We start from the raw sequence: 16,588 nt of genomic DNA, 5'->3' as shown, positions 1-16,588 counted from the left end.
GGATTCAGTTAACTCCGCGAAGAGATCCAGTCAACCATTGAACGTCCACTACACAGTGCATCCGGGTGGCCCCGTGACGTCACGCGTCAACCATTGAACGGGCGGGTTCGGTAGACCCCGGGCGGCCTCCCGTAGCGGGCGCGGAAGACCCTGTTGAAGTGGAAGGGGCTGGCGAAGCCGGAAGCCGCGGCGACGCGCTCCACCGAAAGGTCGGTGCTCTCCAGCAGCCGGGCCGCATGGTGCAGACGCGCCTCGCGCAGCACCCGCATCGGCGAGCGGCCCAGTTGCTGGGTGAAGAGGTGGGCGAACCGGGAGGGCGACAGCGACACTTCGGCGGCGAGCGAGCGGACGGTGTGCGGGGCGCCGGGGTCGGCCGCGATCAGCTCCTGGGCCCGGTGCACCCGCGGATCCGTGCCTGCAGTGGTCCGCGTCCGGTGTGTGGCACCGGCGGTGAGCAGGACGACCTCCTCCAGCGCGCACAGGGCGAGTTCACGCGCGGTGGCGCCGTGGGCGACGGCGACGCGGTCGTCGGCATGGGCGGCCGCGGGCGGGGCGGTCATGGGCGGGATGCCGGTGCCGGTCCAGCGGGCGTCGGCGAGCATCCGCCGGAAGGCCGCCTCGATCCTCGCGTACGGGTCCTTGGCCCGGGTGTCCGGGTGGACGCCGTCCGGGTCACCGCCGGAGGGGTCGTGAGGGACGACGTACATGCCGTCGCCGCCGGCATGGGGTCGCAGCCAGGCGCTCCAGGACGGTCTGGCCGAGCAGTGCGCCCACCAGAACTCCCAGTGGTCGGCGCCCTGTCCGACGCCGTAGCGGTGCGGGACGCCGGGGGCGAGCACCACCAGGTCCCCTGCGCCCGCGACGGTCTCGGCCCGGCCCTGGCGCAGGGTGCCGCGGCCGCTCACCGTCCAGGTGAACAGCCAGCTCTCGGCGCCGTGCGGCCGCTGGACGGCGTAGCCCGGGAGTTCGTCGTAGCGGCCGACGACCACGAGGCCGGGTGGTGGATCTGGGGTGCCGGCGGCAGTCCCGGGCAATCCGTCGGCGGTCACGGGCATCCTCCTCGGACGGCGGGCGGCCTAGCGTGACGAGTGGACCACATCCCGGCGAAGGGCGGACACATGACAGTGACGGGCATCGAGGCAGGGGTGCGGCAGTTCGAGGAGAACGGCTTCACGGTCGTCCGGGGGCTCTTCGCCCGCGACGAGATCGACCGGCTGTGCGGCGAGTTCGCGGCGCTGCACGCGGGCGGGCCGGTGCCGGGGCATTTCGAGCCGAGCGAGTCCGCGGATCCGCTGCGGAGGTTTCCGCGGGTGATGCAGCCGCACGAGATCAACGACCTCGCGCTGCGGGTCCTGCTGGACGCCCGGCTGCGGCAGGTGCTGGAGACGCTGCTCGGGGAGGAGGTGCTGGCCGCGCAGAGCATGTTCTACTTCAAGCCGCCGGGAGCCCGGGGGCAGGCGTTGCACCAGGACAACTTCTATCTGCGGGTCGAGCCGGGGACGTGTGTCGCGGCCTGGGTGGCCTGCGATGTGATCGACCGGGACAACGGGGGCCTTGAGGTCGTGCCGGGTACGCACCGGATGGACCTGTTCTGCCCGGAGACGGCGGACTCCGAGCTGTCCTTCGCGCGGGAGTACGTGGCGCCGCCTCCCGGGCTCGCCGCGGTTCCCGTCGACATGGAGCCGGGGGACGTCCTGTTCTTCAACGGCAGCCTGGTGCACGGATCGCAGCCGAACCGTACGGCCGACAGGTTCCGCCGGTCGTTCATCGGGCACTACGTGGGGGCGTCCGCCGAGCGGATCGGGCACTTCTACCGGACGTTGTCGATGAGCGGTGCGCGGGTGCCGCTGGCGCAGAGCGAGGGGTCGGGCCCGTGCGGCACGGAGTTCGCACCGCACGGACCGCACTAGTCAGCTGTGACCGACGATCGGGCGGGCCGTGTACGGCCCCTCCAGCTCCTCGATCTCCTTTTCGCTGAGCTCCAGCTCCACGGCTGCCACGGCGTCCTCGATGTGGTGCGGCCGGCCCGCACCCACGATCGGGGCCGCCACCGTGGGCCGCGACAGGATCCAGGCCAGGGCCACCTGCGCGCGCGGGACGCCCCGGTCGCCGGCGATGCGGGTGACGGCCTCGACGATGGAGCGGTCGCCCTCCTGGTAGAGACGGCTGCCGAAGTCGTCGGTGGAGCTGCGGTCGGTCACCGTGCCCCAGTCCCGGGTCAGCCGCCCGCGGGCCAGCGGGCTCCACGGCAGGGCGCTGACACCCTGGTCGGCGCAGAGCGGCAGCATCTCGCGCTCCTCCTCGCGGTAGAGGAGGTTGTAGTGGTTCTGCATGGACACGAACTTGGTCCAGCCGTGCCGCTCGGCCGTGTACTGCATCTTGGAGAACTGCCAGGCGTACATCGAACTCGCCCCTATGTAGCGGACCTTGCCCGCCTTCACCAGGTCGTGCAGCGCCTCCATCGTCTCCTCGACCGGGGTATGGGGGTCGAAGCGGTGGATCTGGTACAGGTCGACGTAGTCGGTGCCGAGGCGCCTCAGGCTGTGGTCGATCTCCGTCATGATCGCCTTGCGGGACAGTCCGGCGGCGTTCTGCCCCGACCGCATCCGCCCGTGCACCTTGGTCGCGAGCACGATCTCGTCGCGGTTCGCGAAGTCCGCGAGGGCCTTGCCGACGATCTCCTCACTCGTGCCGTCGGAGTAGACGTTCGCGGTGTCGAAGAAGGTGACGCCGGCTTCCAGGGCCTGCCGGATCAGCGGCCGCGACGCCTCCTCGTCGAGGGTCCACTCGTGCACGCCGCGGTCCGGCAGGCCGTAGGACATACAGCCCAGACAGATCCGAGAGACGTCCAGGCCCGTCGAACCGAGCTTCACGTACTGCATCGTTGCTGCTCCTGCCTCCAGAGGGGTCCGAGAGGGAGCGTACGACTTCGCGTGCGCCCCATGCCCCTGTACGGCGTCTCCGGCCGCCGGTGACACCGGGTTCCGGGCCCGCACCCGCGACCGACGCCCACCGCGAGGGCGCTTGCCGCGTCGGAGGTCCCGCACGGCTCCGACGCGGGCCGACCCTCTCGGACACCGTCGCACCCGTTCCCGCAGCTGCTGACCCTTCGGGCCGCCCTGCCTACCGGTCAGCCGGCCCTCTCGGACACCGTGATCGCCGCGACCGGGCAGGCGCGGGCCGCCTCCCGGGCCATCGGGTCGCCGGTGCCGTTCTCCCGGCCGGGCAGCAGGGTGCTGAATCCGTCGTCGTCCTGGGTGAAGACGCCCGGGGCGGCCAGGGCGCACTGGCCCGCCCCGATGCAGGCGTCCTTGTCGATGGCGATGTGGAGGTCGGTCTGCATGGGCGGAGCCTCTTACCAGGTCACGGGGAGTTCCAGCATCCCCTGGATCGTGTCGCCGGGTTTGAAGGGGATCTCGCCGGCGGGTGCGGCGAGGCGGAGGGTGGGCAGCCGGTCGAAGAGGGTGCGCAGGGCGATCTCCAGTTCGGCGCGGGCGAGGTTCTGGCCGAGGCACTGGTGGATTCCGAAGCCGAACGCGATGTGGTGCCGGGCGGGCCGGTGCCAGTCGAGGGTGTCCGGATCGGCGTAGACGTCCTCGTCCCGGTTGACGACGGAGGTCGAGAAGACGACTCCCTCGCCCGCCCGGATCGTCGTCCCGGCCACCTCGATGTCCTCCACGGCCGTCCGCAGGAGTCCGTCGGCGATCGACAGCATCCGCATGAGCTCCTCGACCGCGTCCGGGATCAGGGCGGGGTCGGCCCGCAACTCGGCCAGCCTGTCGGGGTGCCGGAGGAGCGTGTAGGTGCCGAGCGAGATCATGTTGGCGGTCGTCTCGTGGCCGGCGACCAGCAGGACGACCGCCAGCGCGATCACTTCCTCGCGGGTCAGTTCGCCGTCCCGCAGCTGCCGGTGGACGAGTTCGTCGAGCACACCGTCGCCCGGCTCGGACTGCTTCTGCTTGTGGTCGATCAACGTGTCGAAGTACGACTCCAGTCGGTCCCGGGCGTCCATGACGTCCGCGGCCTCGGGGCCGCGCAGCAGCCGCCTGGACTGTCCTTCGAAGAAGTCGTGGTCGGTGTAGGGCACGCCGAGCAGGGCGCAGATCACGGTCGAGGGGACGGGCAGCGCGAAGGCGTTCACCAACTCGGCGGGCGGGCCCTGGGCGATCATCGCGTCGATGCGTTCGTCGACGATCCGCTGGATGTGCGGGCGCAGTCCGGCGGCCCGGCGGAGCGTGAAACTGGGGACCATCATGCGGCGCTGGACGCGGTGTTCCGGGTCGTCGACGCCCAGCAGTGCGGTCTTCCGGTTCCTGATCGCCGCGAAGCGTGCCGTGGGCGCAGGGAACCCGTCGCGGGTGCGGTCGGTGGACAGCCGGGCGTCGGCGAGCAGGGCGCGGGCGGTGTCGTGGCCGCTTACCAGCCAGGCCTGACGGCCGTCGAAGAGCGTGATCCGGGACAACGGGCGGGCGGCCCTCAGGGGGTCGTAGGCCGTGGGCGGGTGGTAGGGGCAGGTGCGGTCCTGGGGGAAGGCGACGGGTTCCGTTTCCGTCATGGAAGACCTCACAGACGATGGGTGCGTCGTACAGATCTTCATTAGATGCTCAGGGCACCTATACGGCGACGGCAAGTTCGGCCAGATCGGTGGCGGGGGCGATGTGGCCGGAGAGCGTCGCCTCCGGACGGCGAAACGGACGGCGGTCTTCGTGACGGGGCGGCCCTACCTGGAATTCCGGTTGCCGCGGGCTGTCGGTCGCCGCCATCATCTGGCCATGACGACCGAAGCCTTCCTGCCGCCGACCGCCACCGCCGCTCTTCCGGTGCGGGTCCAGCAGCAGCCCGGCCGACCGCGAAGGCCGACGCTTCCGCGCTCATGACCGCCGCGCTCGTCGCGGGACTGCTCGCGGGGTACGGCATCGCCGTTCCCGTCGGCGCGGTCGCGACCTACCTTGTCTCCCTCACCGCCCGGACCTCCCTGCGCACCGGTGTCTGCGCCGCGCTCGGAGTGGCGACCGCGGACGGTCTGTACGCCCTGGTGGCCACGATCGGCGGTTCCGCCGTCGCCGCACTGCTGCGGCCGGTCCTCGGGCCGCTGCGCTGGGCGGCCGCCCTGGTCCTGGTGGCACTCGCGGCCCGCGGCGCGGTCACCGCCGTACGGCAGTACCGCGGCCATCGGCTCGCCACCCGGTCCGCTCCGCCTCCCCCGAGTCCCGCCCGGGCGTATCTGGGCCTGCTCGGCATCACGCTCCTCAACCCCACCACGGTGATCTACTTCGCGGCCCTGGTCCTCGGCACCCGTGCCGAGGAGGCCGTACGGCCCCTGGAACAGGGGGTGTTCGTCCTCGCGGCGTTCGCTGCGTCGGCGAGCTGGCAGCTCCTGCTCGCCGGGAGCGGTGCCCTGCTGGGACGGGCGCTCACGGGTCACCGGGGGCGGCTGGTGACGGCGCTCGTGTCGAGTGCCGTGATCACCGCGCTCGCCGTGCGGATGGTTCTGCCGTGACATGACCGGGTCCCGGGGAACCCGGTGGGTATGAAACTCGCGCCGGACGGTGTTGACCCCGGTGCGAGACCCCCCGCAGCAGACGACGAGGAGACGAAAAGCATGCCTCTTGAGGGTGAGTACGAGCCCAGCCCGGCCCAATGGGTGCGCGACCAGGTGGAGTTGTACGAGAGCTCCGGCGGCACCAAGGGGAACACGCTCATGGACACGGGGCTGCCGGTCATCCTGTTGACGACCCGGGGCGCGAAGAGCGGCAGTATCCGCAAGACGCCCCTGATGCGTGTCGAGCACGACGGGAGTTACGCGGTGGTCGCCTCACAGGGCGGGGCACCCAAGCACCCGGTCTGGTACCACAACATCAAGGCCGATCCGCGTGTCGAGCTTCAGGACGGCCCGGTGAAGCGGGATTTCACCGCCCGTGAGGTGACCGGCGCGGAGAGGGACGAGTGGTGGGAGCGGGGTGTCTCGGCGTACCCGCCGTACGCCGAGTACCAGGAGAAGACGGACCGGGTGATTCCCGTCTTCGTCCTGGAGCCCGTCGACGGGCACTGACCGCTGCCGGAAGATTCTTGGTACGAGGACGCATGGCCCGGTTTCGGCCGGGCACACGAGCCTCAGGCCCCGCCGCGTTCCCCCGTCGCGGCGGGGCTTTCCCGTGCCTCCTGGGCCGGCCGGTCGGTGACGTCGAGGAAGATCTGGTCGGCCTCGGACACCGTCCGGGAGACGGACCGCTTGATGCGCACGGCGACCTCCTCGACCCGCTCGCTGTCCAGGCCGGGTATCAGATCGACACGGGCGGCCACCAGGATCGAGTCCAGCCCCATCTTCATGGTGAACAGCGCTTCGACGCTGTCGATCTCGGGCTGCGCGTTCAGCAGCTCCCTGATCCTGGCACTGGATTCCGGGTCGGCGGCCTCGCCGATCAGCTGGCCCTTGGCCTCGCGGCCCAGCCGGTAGGCCACGTAGACGAGCAGCACGCCGATGGCCAGGGAGGCGGACGCCTCCCAGACGACCTGCCCGGTGACCATGTGCAGGGCCATGCCGGCCATGGCGAGGCTCACACCGAGCACCGCCGTGCCGTCCTCGGCGACGACTGTGCGCAGGGCCGGGTCCTGCATGCCCTGGGCGACGCCGCCCTGCTTGTGCACCTGGTGCAGGGCCCGCATCAGCGAGATCCCCTCGGCGAGGAAGGCCACTCCGAGCACGATCAGGCCGGCCACATATCCGCTGAGTTCCTCCTCGGCGCCGTTGCGGAGCGCCTCGATGCCCTGGAAGACGGAGAAGCAGCCGCCCATCACGAAGATCCCGACGGCCGCGATCAGGGACCAGAAGAACCGCTCCTTTCCGTAGCCGAACGGATGGCGCCGGTCTGCCGGGCGGCGGCTGCGGCGCAGCGCGGCCAGCAGGAAGACCTCGTTGAGGCTGTCGGCGACGGAGTGTGCCGCCTCCGACAGCAGCGCGGGCGAGCCCGCGAAGAGGCCGCCGAGTGCCTTGGCGACAGCGATCACCAGGTTCGCCGCGAGCGCCACCAGGACGGTGACGCGCGTCTTCCGGTCCGCTTCGCTGCTCGTGGATGTCCCGCTCTTGTCGTTCGTAGATGTCCCGCTCACCTTCGCCGACTGCCCGGCTCCCCGGCACTCACACCGTGCCGACAGCCGAAAACGGGGAACGCGTCCCAGGACAGACGCACGACGGGAGGAAAACATGGGCAGTGCCGACGACGGCAACAGCGCGTACGGCCAGAAGGCGTTCAAGCGGTCCAAGAGCCACTTCGCGGACCGGGTCACCGCCGACGGACGGGACGGCTGGCCGGCGGAGCCCGGCCGCTACCGCCTGGTGGTCAGCCGTGCGTGTCCGTGGGCGAGCCGGGCGGTGATCTCGCGACGACTGCTCGGCCTGGAGGACGCCCTGTCGATGGGGATCACGGACCCGGTCCAGGACGACCGCAGCTGGCGTTTCACCCTGGACCCGGACGGCCGCGACCCGGTCCTCGGCATCCGCTACCTCAGCGAGGCCTACGACCGGCGGGAGAACGACTATCCGGGCGGGGTGAGCGTGCCCGCCCTCGTGGACGTGCCCAGCGGGAAGCTCGTCACCAACGACTACCAGCAGCTCACCCTGGACCTGGCCACCGAGTGGACGGCCCTGCACCGGGAGGGGGCGCCGGACCTGTATCCGCGGGCGCTGCGCGACGAGATCGACACGGTGATGGCGGATGTCTACGAGGACGTCAACAACGGTGTGTACCGGGCGGGTTTCGCCAACGGTCAGGAGGAGTACGAGAAGGCGTGCGCGGGTGTGTTCCGCCGGCTCGACCTGCTGACCGCGCGTCTGGCCGGGCAGCGGTACCTGGTCGGGGACACGATCACCGAGGCGGACATCCGGCTGTTCACCACACTGGTTCGTTTCGACGCCGTCTACCACGGTCACTTCAAGTGCAACCGCTGGAAGCTGACGGAGAACGAGGTGCTGTGGGCGTACGCCCGCGATCTTTATCAGACGCCGGGTTTCGGTGACACCGTCGACTTCGACCACATCAAACGGCACTACTACCAGGTACACACCGGCATCAACCCGACCGGAATCGTCCCGCTCGGTCCCGACCTGGCGGGCTGGCTGACGCCGCATCACCGTGAGGAGCTGGGTGGCCGTCCGTTCGGCGACGGGACCCCGCCGGGACCGCCTCCCCCGGACGAGCGGGTCCCGGACAGGGGACGCCCCTGATCGTCCCCTTCATCTACCACTTACTCGGATCACTCGTATCACTCTGGTAAGGAGACTCACATGGCAAAGAAGAAGAAGATGAAGCTCCCCCTCGCCTACCAGCCCCTCGGGTTCGCCCTCGGCTGGTCGAGCGGCTGGCTGGCGGGGCTCGCCTTCCGTAAGACCTGGATGGCGATTCGCAACGAGGAGGACGCGCCCGACGCCCTGGACCAGGACCGCGGCTGGGGGGAGATCCTCCTGGCGGCCGCGGTCCAGGGCGCCATCTTCGCCGTGGTGCGCAGTGCGGTGGACCGCACCGGCGCGAAGGCCATCGAGCGGTCCACCGGCGTCTGGCCGGCCTCCGAGAAGGGCGGCCGGGACTGACTCAGCCCTGCTTGGGCGCGGTCGGGGTGACCAGACGCAGGGTGAAGGAGTGGCCCGCCGGATCGGCGTAACCGCGTTCCTCGTACGGCCCTGAGACGTCCTTCGCCTCCAGCGGGCGGCCGCCGAGTTCCACCACCTTGCGCTCGGCCGCGTCCAGGTCGTCCACCACGAAGTCGATGTGGGCCTGGAGGGAGTTCTCGGGGCGTGGCCAGCTCGGCGGTGTCGCCTTCACGTCGCGCCGGAATCCCAGGCGGAACCCGTCGGCGCCCCTGATCTCGACACGGTTGGCGGTGGCGTCCGTCTCCTCGGCGTCCAGCAGTTCCTTGTAGAACACGGCGAGTTTCTCGGGCTCGGCACAGTCGAGCACGACTACCCCCGTTTTCACCAGTGCCATGTCTCCTCCGAAGGGTCCGGCCGCGGGGTGTTGGCGCCCCGCGGCCTTGTACCTTGCGGATATCCCGGCACGGCCGATTCAGTCGGCGGGCAGCCACTCCCCGTCCCTCATCAGCTCCCGGCCCGTGAGTTCGTTCTCCTCGCGCCAGGCCTGCACGCGCTGCGGCCGGACGCGGAAGTACAGGTAGGGCGTGGTGAGTCGGCGGGGGTCGAAGCCGGTCCGTGTGGCGAACCGGTCCCCCTCTTCCGCGGTCAGTTCGGCCTGGGTGAGGGTGTCGACGGTGCCCTCGATCATCACGACGTCCCGGGTGGGGCCGAGACCGAGCCGCACTCTGCCGGTCGCTTTCAGGTTGCGGCCGGTGGGGCTGTGGGCCGGGGTGGCGAGGAGGACGGTGGAACCGTCCCAGAGGAACGAGAGCGGAACGAGATAGGGCACCCCCGATCCGTCGTCCGGGGCCGTGGCGACCCAGACGTCCGCGTCGTGTTCGAGTCGGTGCAGGGCATCCTGCTTGCGCTGCCCGGCGGGGCGTGCGGGCTGTGCGGCCATGGGTGGGCTTCCTCCTGTTGGATCATCAACTGGCGTTGTCAGTCTGGCCGTTCGCGCCGGGTTCCACCGCCGGCGCTCCCCCGCCCGGGTGCCGCAACGTCAGGAACCGGGCCGCGAACCCCTGCCGCTCGTAGAAGCGGATCGCGTCCGTGTTGTCGGAGTAGGCGGTGACCTCCACCTGGGCGGCCCCCTGTGCGGTGGCCCAGGCCAGGAACTCTTCCACCATGCGCCCGCCGGTGCGTGCCCGGCGGTGTGCGGGCCGGACGTACATGCTGACCAGCGTGGCCGACTTGACGGGCCGCATGGCCGAGGGCTCGGCCACCGATCCCGTCAGGTGTCCGACCACCTCGCCCCGGTGAACCGCCGCCAGTACCAACCGCGCCGGGTCCGACAGGGCCGCCGTGAACGACGCCGCCCCGTGCTCGCGCGGCCAGTCGACGTCGACGTTCGCGTCCCTGGTGCCCGCGTCCTCGGCGAAGAGGCCGGTGCTTGAGGCGACCAGTCCGGGGATGTCCTCGGGGCGGGCGCGGCGCACGGTCAGATCGTGATCGGTCATGGCGCGCACGCTATCGGCCGGGACTGACAGCGCATCTTCCTGGACACCTGTCCTGTTATAGTGGACACCTGTCCAAGAAAGAGGGAGAGCTCGATGGAGATCCTGGCGAACGTGCTGGTCGGCCTGGTGGCGGCGCTGCACCTGTACATCCTGGTGATGGAGATGTTCCTGTGGCAGAAGAAGCCGGGCATGTCCTTTCACGGGTTCGATCCGGAGATGGCCCGGGCGACCGCCGCCATGGCCGCGAACCAGGGGCTCTACAACGGGTTCCTCGCGGCGGGGCTGGTGTGGGGGCTCGTGGCCGCGGATCCGACCGGGTTCGGGGCGCAGGTCTTCTTCCTCGCGTGTGTGATCGTCGCCGGGGTCTACGGCGCGGTCACCGCCAACGTCCGGATCCTCGTCGCGCAGGCGTTGCCCGGCGCGCTCGCCCTGGCCGCCGTCCTCGTCGCACGGTGACCCGCCCCGCACCCGAGGACCCGCGGGCGGCCCGCACCCGGGCACGGCTGCGGGAGGCACTGCTCGCGGAGTGTGCCGAGCGGCCGCTGGAGGAGGTCGGGGTGGCCGCGCTGGTGCGCCGGGCCGGGATCGGGCGGGCCACGTTCTACGTCCACTACGACGGCCTGGAGGCGCTCGCGGTCGACGCCTGCGCGGACGTCGTACGGGACGCCGTGGAGGCGCTGCACGCCTGGCGGGGGCGGCCCGATCCGGTGCACGCGCCGCCCGCGCTCGCCGAGTTCTTCGCCTCCCTCACCCCGCGCGCCGCGCTGTACCGGGCCCTTCTGTCACCGGGGGGCGGCGGCCCTCTCGGCCGGGTCCTGCACCGGGATCTGAGGGCCTACAGCCTGCGGGAACGCGAACTCGCGGGCGCGGCCGACGCCCCGCTGGTCGCCTCCGCGGTCGCGGCGACCTTCGCGGGCGTCCTGGGCGACTGGCTGCACGGCCTGCTCGACGCCACCGCCGCCGACATCGCCGACCAGGTCTGGCAGTTGCTGGTCGCACTGCACGCCAGCCGCTGAGTCACCCTCACTGCCCCGGAGGCGACCCGCACGGCCTGCGGGGTGTACTCGTCCAGTTCCTTCGTGGGGACGTTCAGGGGGCCGTCGTAGGGCGTGGCCGGGGCGGTGCCCTCGACGACGACGCCCTCCCCGGACTCGCATCCCACGACCGTCATGGCCACCGTCGCCACCAGCACCGCCCACAGCGCTCCGCGCATCCCCGCTCCCCGTCCGCCGCCCGTCTTCATGATCCTTCGACGCGGAGAGGACCCGGAACGTTCGGCGCCACCCGGAACGTCAGCGGGCGGCGGTCTGGAACGTCCGCCGATACGCCTGCGGCGACACCCCGATGGCCGCGTGCAGGTGCTGTCGCAGGGACGCGCCGGTGGCGAAGCCGACGCGGCCGGCGATCCGGTCGACCGACAGGTCGCTGGACTCCAGCAGGTGCCGGGCCCGGGCCACGCGCTGCTGGATCAGCCAGCGGCCGGGGCTGAGGCCGACCTCGTCGTGGAAGCGGCGGGCGAAGGTGCGCAGGCTCATCCGGGCGTGGGCGGCGAGGTCGGCCAGGGTCAACGGCTCGTCGAGGCGTTCCAGGGCCCACGCGCGGGTTCCGGCGGTACTGGCGGCGCCCTGCTCGGGGACCGGCTGCTCCATGTACTGGGCCTGACCGCCGTCCCGGAAGGGCGGGACCACGCAGCGGCGGGCCACCGTGTTGGCCAGTTCGCTGCCGTGGTCCTCGCGGACGAGGTGCAGGCAGACGTCCACGCCGGAGGCCGCTCCGGCCGAGGTGAGGATCCGGTCGTCGTCGACGAAGAGGACGTCGGGGTCGAGGTCGATGTGCGGGAACATGCGCCGGAACAGGCCGGCGAGCTGCCAGTGGGTGGTCGCCCGGCGGCCGTCCAGGAGACCTGCCGCGGCGAGCACGAAGGCACCGGTGCAGATGGAGACGATCCGGGCTCCGGGGCGGATGTACGAGAGCGCCCTCAGCACCTCGTCCGGCAGGTCGGCGGTCACCCGCTCCGCCGACATGGGGGCGATCACCACGGTGTCGGCGGTGGCGAGGACGTCGGGCCCGTGCTCGACGCCGATGGTGAAGTCGGCGTTGCTGCGCACCGGTTGGCCGTCGACCGTGCAGGTCAGCACCTCGTACCGGCCGTCGGCGGCGCCGAGGATCCGGCTGGGGATGCCCAGCTCGAAGGGGTACACGCCGTCCAGGGCCAGCACCACGACCCGTTCGGTCCGCCCGGTCTCATCCGCATGTCGCATGGCACGATCCTATCGAAGGTTGGCAATCGTGCCATTTCCCGGACGGGCCGGCCCGGGCAGGCTGGACGACCATGAGCACTGTGAACACGATGCGAGCCATCAGTCAGGACGTCCTCGGCGGGCCCGAGGTCCTCAAGGAGATCGAGGTGGAGCGCCCGGCACCGCGGGCGAACCAGGTACTGGTCCGGGTACGCGCCGCCGGCCTCAACCCGACCGACTGGAAGCACCGGGCCACCGGCGGCTTCCTCGGCGAGCCGCCGTTCGTCCTCGGCTGGGACGTGTCCGGCGTGGTCGAGGCCGTCGGGATCGGGGTCGCCACGTTCGAGCCCGGTGACGAGGTGTTCGGCATGCTGCCGTACCCGTGGGGCCACGGCGCGCACGCCGAGTACGTCGTCGCGCCGGTCCGTGCGCTCACGCACAAGCCGTCGTCGATCGACCACACGCAGGCCGGCGCGCTGCCCCTGGTGTCCCTGACCGCGTGGCAGGCGCTGGTGGAGAACGCGGATCTCCAGCCGGGTCAGCGGGTGCTGATCCACGCGGCGGCCGGCGGGGTGGGTCACGTGGCCGTGCAGATCGCCAAGGCGCGGGGCGCGTACGTGATCGGTACCGCGAGCGCGGGCAAGCACGACTTCCTGCGCGGTCTGGGGGCCGACGAGGTGATCGACTACCGGGAGACGGACTTCGTGGACGCCGTGAAGGACGTCGACGTGGTGCTGGACACGCTCGGCGGCGAGACGTCCGTGCGCTCGCTGCGGGTGCTGCGGCCGGGCGGGGTCGTGGTGTCGATCCTGCCGGTCGGTTCGGACGAGTTCGGCGAGGAGGCCGAGCGGCTCGGCGTACGGGCCGTCCGCATGCTGGTGGACGCCGACCGCGCGGGGATGCGGGCGATCGCCGACCTCGTCGAGCAGGGCCTGCTGCGGGCCACGATCGCGGGGACGTTCCCGCCGGCCGATGCCGCCGAAGCGCATGCGCTGGGCGACACCGGCCGTACGACGGGCAAGCTGGTCCTGGTGAGGGACTGACCGGGGTCAGAACGTCAGGACGGGCTTGATCGCCTTGCCCGCGCGCATGTCCCGCACCGCCTGGTCGATGTCCGCGAACGGATAGGTGCTGATCAGGCGGTGCAGCGGCAGCCGTCCCTCCTTGACCATGCGGACCAGGGCGGGGATGAAGCTCTGCGTCTCGGCGTCGCCGAGGGTGAGACCGACGACCTGCTTGCCGCCGAGCAGCCCGTTGACGTCGAGGGAGACCTCGGTGCCGAAGGGCGGGGCGCCGACGACGACCACGGTGCCGCGTGCGCCGAGCGCGTCGACGCCCTGTCGCAGGACGGACACGTTGCCGGTGGTCTCCACGATGCCGTCCGCGCCCTGCCCGCCGGTGATCGCGGCGAGCGCCTCACCGAGGTCCTCGTCCGCCGCGTTGACGGTGTGGGTGGCGCCCAACTCCCGTGCGAGGGAGAGGCGTTCGCCGACCCGGTCGACGGCGACGATCGTCGTGGCGGGGGTGAGGGCGGCGGCCATGACCGCGGAGAGGCCCACGGCCCCGGCGCCGAGGACCACGATCGTGGAGCCGGTGACGGGCTTCAGTACGTTCCACACGGCGCCGACGCCCGTCTGGACCCCGCAGCCGAGCGGGGCGATGGACTCCAGCGGCACGTCCTGGTCGACCTTGACGAGGCTGCGCTCGTCGACCAGGGCGCGCTCGGCGAACGAGGACTGGCCGAAGAAGTGCCCGCCGAGCGGTTCGCCGTCGCGGCTGATGGTGCTGGTGCCGTCGGCCCGGCGGCCGCCGAGGAGGTTCAGCGGCAGCCAGGTGGCGCAGTAGGCGGGGTGGCCGCCGTCGCAGTTGCGGCAGCCTCCGCAGGAGGTGAAGGACAGCACGACGTGGTCGCCGGGCGCGACGCCGGTGACGGCCGGGCCGACAGCCTCGACGACTCCCGCGCCCTCGTGGCCCAGGACTCCGGGCAGCGGGAAGGGCAGTCCGCCGCTCGCGACGCCGAGGTCGGTGTGACACAGGCCGGTCGCAACCATGCGGACGAGCGCCTCACGGGGGCCGGGCTCGTCGAGGGTGACATCGGAGAGGGTGAAGGGTGCGCCGCCGGACTCGACGACCGCGGCACGGGTGGTGAGGGACATCGCAGGAACTCCTTGGAAGTGCTCAGTCGAGCGAGACGACGACGGACTTGACCTTGGTGTAGGCGTCGAGCGCCTCGGGGCCGTACTCGCGGCCGTAGCCCGAGTCCTTGACTCCGCCGAAGGGCACCGCGGGGTCGAGCATCGCCCAGTCGTTGACCCAGACGATGCCCGCCTGGAGTCGGTCGGCGACCCGGTGGGCGCGGGCGAGGTTCGTAGTCTGGACGCCCGAGGCCAGGCCGTACGGTGTGGAGTTGGCGAGGGCCACGGCCTCGTCCTCGGTGTCGAAGGGCTGCACGGTCAGGACGGGTCCGAAGATCTCCTCCTGCACGACCCGGGAGTCGTTGGAGAGGTCGGCGATCACGGTGGGCTTGTAGTAGAAGCCGCCGTCGAGGTCGAGGCGTTCACCACCGCAGACGATGCGGCCGCCCTCCTTGCGGGCCAGGTCGATGTATTCCTCGACCTTCTTCAGGTGCTTCTCCCCCGCCATGGGACCGACGACGGTCTCGGGGTTGCGCGGGTCGCCGACCGGTACGCCGGGCACGGCGTCGGCGAGGATGCCGAGCACGGTGCTGTACACGGACCGCGCCACGAGCAGGCGCGGTCCGCCCATGCAGAACTGGCCGGTGTTGAAGACGAAGGCCTTGATGATCGCGCCGACGGCCTTCTCCAGGTCGGCGTCTTCGAAGACGAGGTTGGCGGCGTTGCCGCCGAGCTCCATGGTGACGGGCTTGAGCGCCTCCCCCGCGGTGGCGGCCACGTGGCGGCCGATCGCGGTGGAGCCGGTGAAGGCGATCTTGTCGACCCCGTGATGGCGCAGCAGGGCCTCGCCGGCCACCGGACCGGTGCCGGTGACCACGTTGACGACGCCGTCCGGCACGCCCGCCCGCTGGAGCAGTGCGGCCATGTAGAGGGCGCTGAGCGGGGTCTCGTCGGCCGGCTTGTGCACGACCGTGTTTCCGGCGGCGAGCGCGGGGCCGATCTTGGAGCCGGCGAGGATCAGCGGGAAGTTGAAGGGGGTGATCGCGGCGACCACGCCGAGCGGCTCGCGCCTGGTGTAGGCGAGGGCGTTCATCGGGGTGTCGCGGACCGAGCCGTCGATCTGGTGCGCGAGGGCGGCGAAGTACTCGTAGTCGTTGGCCGCGTTGGTCACGTCCACCGCGTGGCACAGGGAGATCGGCTTGCCGACGTCCAGGCTCTCCAGCTGGGCGAGCTCGTCGGCGTTCGCGCGGATCAGCTCGGCGACCCGGTGCAGGATCCGGCCCCGCTCGCGTCCGCTCAGTCCGGACCAGGTGCCGCCGTCGAAGGCCTCCCGGGCGGCGCGGACGGCGGCGTCCACGTCGGCGGCGCCGCCCTCCGCGACGGTCGTGAGGACCGTCCCCCGGGACGGGTCGACCACCTCCGTGCGCGCGCCGTCGGCTGCCTCGCGCCACTGACCGCCTGTGAACAGCCGTCCGGGTTCGATCTCGATGGGGGACATCACCGCTCCTCAGCTTCGTCGCCAAGATTTCAATCAACAGGATTCCTGTTGGTTCGCAGTCTCTTTACAGACAGGTTTCCTGTCAATGCTCTAGCCTGAACCCATGCTCGACACACAGGTGACCAAGGCACCCCCGTCGCTCCTCTACATGGTGAAGCAGGTGGAGCTCGTTGTCCGCTCCCACCTGGACGAGCTGGTCAGGCCCTCCGGGATCACCGCCCTGCAGTACACCGCCCTCACCGTGCTGGAGCGGCACGACGGGCTTTCGGCTGCGCAGCTGGCCCGGGACTCCTTCGTCACCGCCCAGTCGATCGCCGATCTGGTGCGCTCCCTGGAGACACGCGGCCTGGTGCGCCGCGAGCGCAATCCGAACAACCGGCGCGAGCTGCAGATCCTGCTGACCGAGGAGGGCCGCGCGCTGCTCGCGCAGCACGAAGCCCCCGTGCGGGAGCTGGAGGAGCGGATGATGCGGGACCTCACCGCGCACCAGACGGAGCAGTTCCGGCAGGCGCTGACCAAGGCCTGGCACGCCCTGTCGTGAGCCGGGCGCGAGCCCCGCGTGAACATGTCGCGAACCGGCGGTCGCAATTCGAAGACATATGTCAATCGAACATGCTCAAATTCACTCCAAC

At 71.2% G+C, this 16,588-nt stretch carries 20 protein-coding genes; 9 read left to right on the top strand and 11 right to left on the bottom strand.

The window, feature by feature from the left end:
- Nucleotides 1-86 precede the first annotated feature (86 nt).
- Nucleotides 87-1,049 (bottom strand): helix-turn-helix domain-containing protein, encoded by a 963-nt coding sequence (locus tag ACZ48Z_RS20150; RefSeq protein WP_468737205.1) that lies wholly within the window; start codon nt 1,047-1,049, stop codon nt 87-89.
- Between the two features lie 69 nt (nt 1,050-1,118).
- Here ACZ48Z_RS20150 and ACZ48Z_RS20145 point away from each other — a divergent pair, with 69 nt between their 5' ends.
- Complete coding sequence (locus ACZ48Z_RS20145; RefSeq protein WP_468737204.1) at nt 1,119-1,910, top strand: phytanoyl-CoA dioxygenase family protein; 792 nt, start codon at nt 1,119-1,121, stop codon at nt 1,908-1,910.
- Here ACZ48Z_RS20145 and ACZ48Z_RS20140 read toward each other — a convergent pair whose 3' ends face one another.
- The 3 genes from ACZ48Z_RS20140 to ACZ48Z_RS20130 all read right to left on the bottom strand — a co-directional run bounded on the left by ACZ48Z_RS20140 (nt 1,911) and on the right by ACZ48Z_RS20130 (nt 4,555).
- Complete coding sequence (locus tag ACZ48Z_RS20140; RefSeq protein WP_468737203.1) at nt 1,911-2,882, bottom strand: aldo/keto reductase; 972 nt, start codon at nt 2,880-2,882, stop codon at nt 1,911-1,913. It lies immediately after the preceding gene.
- A gap of 248 nt (nt 2,883-3,130) precedes the next feature.
- Nucleotides 3,131-3,343 carry a ferredoxin gene (locus tag ACZ48Z_RS20135; protein ID WP_468737202.1) on the bottom strand — a complete coding sequence of 71 codons (213 nt, stop codon included), beginning with the start codon at nt 3,341-3,343 and terminating at the stop codon, nt 3,131-3,133.
- Between the two features lie 12 nt (nt 3,344-3,355).
- On the bottom strand, nt 3,356-4,555 hold the full coding sequence (locus tag ACZ48Z_RS20130; RefSeq protein WP_468737201.1) for a cytochrome P450: 1,200 nt from the start codon (nt 4,553-4,555) through the stop codon (nt 3,356-3,358).
- Between the two features lie 318 nt (nt 4,556-4,873).
- On the opposite strand from ACZ48Z_RS20130, the gene ACZ48Z_RS20125 reads away from it, so the two are divergent.
- Together ACZ48Z_RS20125 and ACZ48Z_RS20120 are read left to right on the top strand one after the other, a co-directional pair.
- A complete protein-coding gene (locus ACZ48Z_RS20125) occupies nt 4,874-5,500 on the top strand; it encodes a LysE family transporter (protein ID WP_468737200.1) in 627 nt (208 codons plus the stop codon).
- A gap of 102 nt (nt 5,501-5,602) precedes the next feature.
- On the top strand, nt 5,603-6,052 hold the full coding sequence (locus ACZ48Z_RS20120) for a nitroreductase family deazaflavin-dependent oxidoreductase (protein WP_468737199.1): 450 nt from the start codon (nt 5,603-5,605) through the stop codon (nt 6,050-6,052).
- Nucleotides 6,053-6,114: 62 nt separating this feature from the next.
- On the opposite strand, the gene ACZ48Z_RS20115 is transcribed toward ACZ48Z_RS20120, so the two are convergent.
- A complete protein-coding gene (locus tag ACZ48Z_RS20115; RefSeq protein ID WP_468737198.1) occupies nt 6,115-7,110 on the bottom strand; it encodes a cation diffusion facilitator family transporter in 996 nt (331 codons plus the stop codon).
- Nucleotides 7,111-7,204: 94 nt separating this feature from the next.
- Here ACZ48Z_RS20115 and ACZ48Z_RS20110 point away from each other — a divergent pair, with 94 nt between their 5' ends.
- Both ACZ48Z_RS20110 and ACZ48Z_RS20105 read left to right on the top strand, forming a co-directional pair.
- Complete coding sequence (locus tag ACZ48Z_RS20110) at nt 7,205-8,224, top strand: glutathione S-transferase family protein (RefSeq protein ID WP_468737197.1); 1,020 nt, start codon at nt 7,205-7,207, stop codon at nt 8,222-8,224.
- A gap of 60 nt (nt 8,225-8,284) precedes the next feature.
- Nucleotides 8,285-8,587: a DUF4235 domain-containing protein gene (locus ACZ48Z_RS20105; protein WP_328752449.1), complete on the top strand. Its 303-nt coding sequence runs from the start codon at nt 8,285-8,287 to the stop codon at nt 8,585-8,587.
- Between the two features lies 1 nt (nt 8,588).
- On the opposite strand, the gene ACZ48Z_RS20100 is transcribed toward ACZ48Z_RS20105, so the two are convergent.
- The 3 genes from ACZ48Z_RS20100 to ACZ48Z_RS20090 all read right to left on the bottom strand — a co-directional run bounded on the left by ACZ48Z_RS20100 (nt 8,589) and on the right by ACZ48Z_RS20090 (nt 10,083).
- A complete protein-coding gene (locus ACZ48Z_RS20100) occupies nt 8,589-8,981 on the bottom strand; it encodes a VOC family protein (protein WP_468737196.1) in 393 nt (130 codons plus the stop codon).
- Between the two features lie 78 nt (nt 8,982-9,059).
- Nucleotides 9,060-9,527: a pyridoxamine 5'-phosphate oxidase family protein gene (locus tag ACZ48Z_RS20095; protein ID WP_468737195.1), complete on the bottom strand. Its 468-nt coding sequence runs from the start codon at nt 9,525-9,527 to the stop codon at nt 9,060-9,062.
- Between the two features lie 25 nt (nt 9,528-9,552).
- Complete coding sequence (locus tag ACZ48Z_RS20090; RefSeq protein WP_468737194.1) at nt 9,553-10,083, bottom strand: GNAT family N-acetyltransferase; 531 nt, start codon at nt 10,081-10,083, stop codon at nt 9,553-9,555.
- Nucleotides 10,084-10,176: 93 nt separating this feature from the next.
- Here ACZ48Z_RS20090 and ACZ48Z_RS20085 point away from each other — a divergent pair, with 93 nt between their 5' ends.
- Together ACZ48Z_RS20085 and ACZ48Z_RS20080 are read left to right on the top strand one after the other, a co-directional pair.
- The gene (locus tag ACZ48Z_RS20085) at nt 10,177-10,539 is read left to right on the top strand and encodes a DUF1304 domain-containing protein (RefSeq protein WP_468737193.1); all 363 of its coding nucleotides are present in this window, start codon (nt 10,177-10,179) and stop codon (nt 10,537-10,539) included.
- Nucleotides 10,536-11,099, top strand: coding sequence for a TetR/AcrR family transcriptional regulator (locus tag ACZ48Z_RS20080; protein ID WP_468737192.1), 564 nt, complete (start codon nt 10,536-10,538; stop codon nt 11,097-11,099). The genes ACZ48Z_RS20085 and ACZ48Z_RS20080 overlap by 4 nt, the downstream gene beginning before the upstream one ends.
- Nucleotides 11,100-11,375: 276 nt before the next feature.
- On the opposite strand, the gene ACZ48Z_RS20075 is transcribed toward ACZ48Z_RS20080, so the two are convergent.
- The gene (locus ACZ48Z_RS20075) at nt 11,376-12,344 is read right to left on the bottom strand and encodes a GlxA family transcriptional regulator (protein WP_468737191.1); all 969 of its coding nucleotides are present in this window, start codon (nt 12,342-12,344) and stop codon (nt 11,376-11,378) included.
- A gap of 71 nt (nt 12,345-12,415) precedes the next feature.
- On the opposite strand from ACZ48Z_RS20075, the gene ACZ48Z_RS20070 reads away from it, so the two are divergent.
- Nucleotides 12,416-13,366, top strand: a complete 951-nt coding sequence (locus ACZ48Z_RS20070; protein ID WP_468737190.1) for an NADP-dependent oxidoreductase — start codon at nt 12,416-12,418, stop codon at nt 13,364-13,366.
- Nucleotides 13,367-13,372: 6 nt separating this feature from the next.
- Here ACZ48Z_RS20070 and ACZ48Z_RS20065 read toward each other — a convergent pair whose 3' ends face one another.
- Together ACZ48Z_RS20065 and ACZ48Z_RS20060 are read right to left on the bottom strand one after the other, a co-directional pair.
- Nucleotides 13,373-14,479 (bottom strand): NAD(P)-dependent alcohol dehydrogenase, encoded by a 1,107-nt coding sequence (locus ACZ48Z_RS20065; protein WP_468737189.1) that lies wholly within the window; start codon nt 14,477-14,479, stop codon nt 13,373-13,375.
- A 22-nt stretch (nt 14,480-14,501) separates the two neighbouring features.
- Complete coding sequence (locus tag ACZ48Z_RS20060) at nt 14,502-15,956, bottom strand: aldehyde dehydrogenase family protein (RefSeq protein WP_468737188.1); 1,455 nt, start codon at nt 15,954-15,956, stop codon at nt 14,502-14,504.
- Nucleotides 15,957-16,059: 103 nt separating this feature from the next.
- Here ACZ48Z_RS20060 and ACZ48Z_RS20055 point away from each other — a divergent pair, with 103 nt between their 5' ends.
- On the top strand, nt 16,060-16,497 hold the full coding sequence (locus tag ACZ48Z_RS20055; protein WP_468737187.1) for a MarR family winged helix-turn-helix transcriptional regulator: 438 nt from the start codon (nt 16,060-16,062) through the stop codon (nt 16,495-16,497).
- Nucleotides 16,498-16,588: the final 91 nt, after the last annotated feature.

Source organism: Streptomyces sp. NPDC031225, from assembly GCF_055570355.1.
This window is presented reverse-complemented; position numbering and strand designations above follow the sequence as displayed.